Annotated in this window: 3 protein-coding genes; all 3 read right to left on the minus strand. The window is 34.4% G+C overall.

What is annotated here, in order from left to right:
* Positions 1 to 1022, minus strand: a 1022-nt coding sequence (locus tag P8H68_RS12235; protein WP_300325585.1) for a RagB/SusD family nutrient uptake outer membrane protein, incomplete at its 3' end; no start/stop codon positions are given.
* A 13-nt stretch (positions 1023 to 1035) separates the two neighbouring features.
* Entirely contained in the window at positions 1036 to 3813 is a 2778-nt protein-coding gene (locus P8H68_RS12240; RefSeq protein ID WP_300325587.1) for a SusC/RagA family TonB-linked outer membrane protein, read from the minus strand.
* A 19-nt stretch (positions 3814 to 3832) separates the two neighbouring features.
* On the minus strand, positions 3833 to 4214 hold a 382-nt coding region (locus P8H68_RS12245), incomplete at its 5' end, for a RagB/SusD family nutrient uptake outer membrane protein (protein WP_300325589.1).

Genomic DNA, 4214 nt, shown 5'->3' on the forward strand with positions numbered 1-4214 from the left:
CCTGGAGGAAAATGACTGTTTTCTAAATTATTATTACCGTTTTGATTTCCACTAACTCTACGCATGATCAATTCATCATTCAAATCATTATTGTAAAATTTTGCAGATATATTGGCAACATCATACACATCTGTTGGCAAACTAGAACCAATCGCATCAATTACTTCATAAGATGCTTGAGCGGCCTCTGTATAAGATGAGGTTGCATAGGCTGGACTTGCTGCATATAATAAAACTCTAGATTTTAGCGCCATACAAGAAATAGTTGTTGGACGACCTTCGTTCGTTTCATCAAACTCTGCTCCTGTCCCATTATAATCTGAAGGCAATCCAGCTGCTAAAGCTGTATCCAAATCTGCAATTATTTGAGAAACGCAATCATCATAAGAATTTCTTGGTAAATTCAAATCATCAGACGAAGTAATATCAATTGGAGAAGTTAACAATGGAATCCCCAAAAGTTCCCCGTTTTGGTCAACACCTCCATAGCGACGTAACAAATCGAAATGTATCCAAGCTCTTAAAAAGTAAGCTTCTCCTTTCAACCTATCTCTATATGCCTCATCTCTTTCCGGATTCGATTTGAAATATAATATGGTTCCATCCAACCCTATTTCAATAAACTGGTTTACATTTTTCAATTCATCATATCTTGTGGTCCAAACATTAATAGGGTTCAAGACAGCTGTCCAATACCCTTCAATTTCAACCATCTTATTCATATTCCCAGAAAGTACATTAGACAAAGAGTTGTCTGTTGCTCCATCCAAAAAATCACCTCCATAGATATCATAAGCCGAAGGAATTGCGCGGTAAGCATAGGTTAACAAGCCTCTTACATAATCAGGGTTTTCTACCAGCTGATCATAAGTTCTTTCGTTGGTTAATTTTGGTTCAAAATAATCCTCGCAAGAAGCGCATATGATAAGCACAATCAACACAGCGAAAATAGATTTTATTTTATATCTCTTTTTGAAAAATGGACCTTCCATATTTTCATTTTTATATAACTTTTGCATCATCATACCTTTTCGATTAATACGTTAATTTTAGACCCATAGAAATAGTTTTGTACATAGGATAATTTGTTACCCCTGAATTTAAATTCTCTGGATCAGAGTCTTTAATTTTAGAAATGGTCAACAAATCATTTCCTCTTACAAATAATTGAAAATTATCTGCTCCAAACTTCTTGCTAATAAACTTTGAGAAATTGTATTTCAATTCAATCGTTCTCAATTTAAAAAACGCGCCATCTCTCATCCAATAAGTAGAATTTCTATAACTATGAGATTGATTCAAAGTTGTTAAACGAGGAGAGCTTGCTCCTTGAACAGCACCTGGAGCCGCAGATCCGAGTGCATATACAGAATATTTATTTTGTCCTGTATTCCAGTAATATGAATTGTTTAACATCCTATCAAAACCAGATGCTCCTTGTCCTAATGCATAAAACTCAATCCCCTTGTACTGGAACCTTAGGTTCAATGAGTAATTTAGTCTTGGATAACTATTTCCAATCATTTTTGCATCATACTGATCAATAATATTATCCCCTTTATCGTTGATAAAATTGACTAATTTCACATCCCCTGGAATTATTTCTCCATAAGAAGAACTCACCCCATGATCTAAAATTTCTTGATCATTTTGATACAATCCTTGAGCTTCCCAACCCCAAATTCTATCTGTATCCGTACCTGTTCTGTTCCAGTGCTCGTATTCATTTACCTCATCAAATTTATCATAAACTGCTTTTGAATAAATAACATTCACACCAACAGAATATTTAAACTCATCAATATTGTCTTTAAATCGAACAAATAAATCAACTCCTTTATTAGAAACAGCATTGTTATTTCCCACAGGCTTTAATTGTCCTGTATAATCCGGCAATGTATTGTTTAGGGTTACAGGAATATCATATCTGTATTCGTCGAAATAGTTTGCCTCTAAGTCAATTTTGTTTTTAAACAAACTGGCCTCTACTCCAATATTAAATTCTCTTGCTTTTTCAAAAGTCAAATTTGGATTTCCTATTTGACCTTCTTTCCATCCATATTCAATATTTGCACTTTTAGGTCCTGTTCTAAAGTTTCCGCTGGCAATGTAAAAATCGTTGTACATCAAATAATCAAAAGATTGATCATACCCCATCACTCCATAGGAAGTTTTGAATTTCAGTCTGTTAATTGCTTTACTGTCTTTCAAAAAACCTTCGTTCGAAACAATCCAACCTAAGCCTCCAGATCCAAATAATCCCCAACGATTTTCTTTACTAAATTTATCAGAACCCATATAAGAAGATGTTCCCTCAACAGTATACTTATCAAGTAATGTGTAGTTTAGTCTTAGTCCAAAATTTATATTTTTATCATCTTGCTGTGTTGATGGACCATCTAAAGTAGATTTTCTGGTTAATGTTTGTTGTACAGTTGCAAAATTGACTTGTAAATCATGATTGTCCCATGATTTTATGTAATCAATATTTGCCACCAAACCAACATTTTGTCTAGCATCATCTCCTTTTCTACTTTCATTATCATCCAAAGTATCCACTCCAACACGAGTGATATCATCAACATCTCCATTATTAATTCTGATTCTAGAATAAGAAAGAGATTTTCCAATACTAATATTGTTATACATATCATATGTCAGATATGCTCCTGCTGTTAAACCGTTGATATATTTATTCAAATTTAATTTAAATCCAACATTGGTTTGAGCATAGTAATTTTTGGTGTTTACATATCCTGATCTTGCCAATTCTCCTACTAAGTTTGTAGCAACTCGCGGACTATATCCTAAGAAATCATTATCTCCTTCTTCTCCATACCAAAGAGGATAATCATTTGGCCTATGAGAAGACAATGAATTGAAAAATTCAGTATTGGAAATATCTGCTCTATCCCAAGAATCCATACGCCCTGCAATATCAATAAACATAGAAAGTACTTCATTCACTTTAAAATCAAGGTTACCTCTTACATTAAGTCTGTTAAAGTCTTGATTTTTACCCAAGTTCTCAAGTCCGTTTTCATTAATATACCCAAGGTTTAGAAAAAATTTGGTTTCAGAATCTCCACCGATCAACTGAGCATTGAATCTATGCACTGAAGCACTTTTCTTTAAAAACTCATCATAATAATTTACATCTGGATATAAAACAGATGGATTTTGGTAATTATTTATTTGTTCTTGAGTATACAAAGCTTCTTGTCCATCATTTAACAATGCTTGATTGTACAATTTTGCGTATTGGGCGGAGCTAGCATATTGAGGCAAAACACTCGCTGTTTTCAAACTGTGTTCATAAGAAAAACTTACTTTATGTTTTCCATCATACCCACGCTTGGTTGTTACCATTAAAACTCCATTAGCAGCTTTACTACCATACATCATCTTTGCGGTAACGTCTTTCAATACCTGAATGCTTTCAATTTCATCCAAAGCAAGACTCGACAAAGAACGATTCGCTATTCCATCAATTACAATCAAAGGATGATCTGAAGCACCTCCTCTAGATTGTCCACGAATTTTCATGGACGTAGTGTCAAAACCTGGAGCTCCATTTCCTTCAAAAACGATCAATCCTGGTGCCTGACCAGCCAATACTGATTCTACGTTATAATCAGATGAATGTTGTAAATCATCTCCTGTAATGACATCTACAGCCCCCACTAATTTATCTTTATCCAGTTCAGCAAAAGGCACTTTTACCTTTTCCTTCAACTGAGTAGTATCCTTCACCTCTTGTGCAGAAACCAAACTGCTTAAGGCTATAAATAATAATAATATATAATACTTCATGTTTTTCAATTTTTTAAGATTACCATCCTGGGTTTTGCTCAAAGCTTAACATAATGTTCATGACGCTCGTTGGAAATGGATACCAATAATGCTTGTCCTCAAAAACACGCTGTGCCCCCTCAATAACCTTTTTTCCATATACAAGGTTTCCTCCTACTTCTGTGATGTTAGCTCCGTAAATTTCTCCGTCTGCTAACACATCTATAGATAACTTCCATCTTCTTAAGTCATGCCAACGATGAAATTCGTGGTATAATTCTACTGCTCTTTCATTATAAATACGTTTTCTAAACGCGTCTTTGTCTGCTGTATATTTTGCAATAACACCAGGCATTTCAGCCCTAGCTCTTACTACATTAATTGCATCTACTGCTGTTAGTGAACTACCTGGGACTGCACCA

It is taken from the genome of Flavicella sp. (assembly GCF_029238425.1).
Classification (GTDB): Bacteria; Bacteroidota; Bacteroidia; order Flavobacteriales; family Flavobacteriaceae; genus Flavicella.

Coding starts and splice junctions, on each gene's coding strand:
- P8H68_RS12240 (WP_300325587.1), bottom strand. CDS start 3,813: ATGAAGTATTATATATTATTATTATTTATAGCCTTAAGCAGTTTGGTT.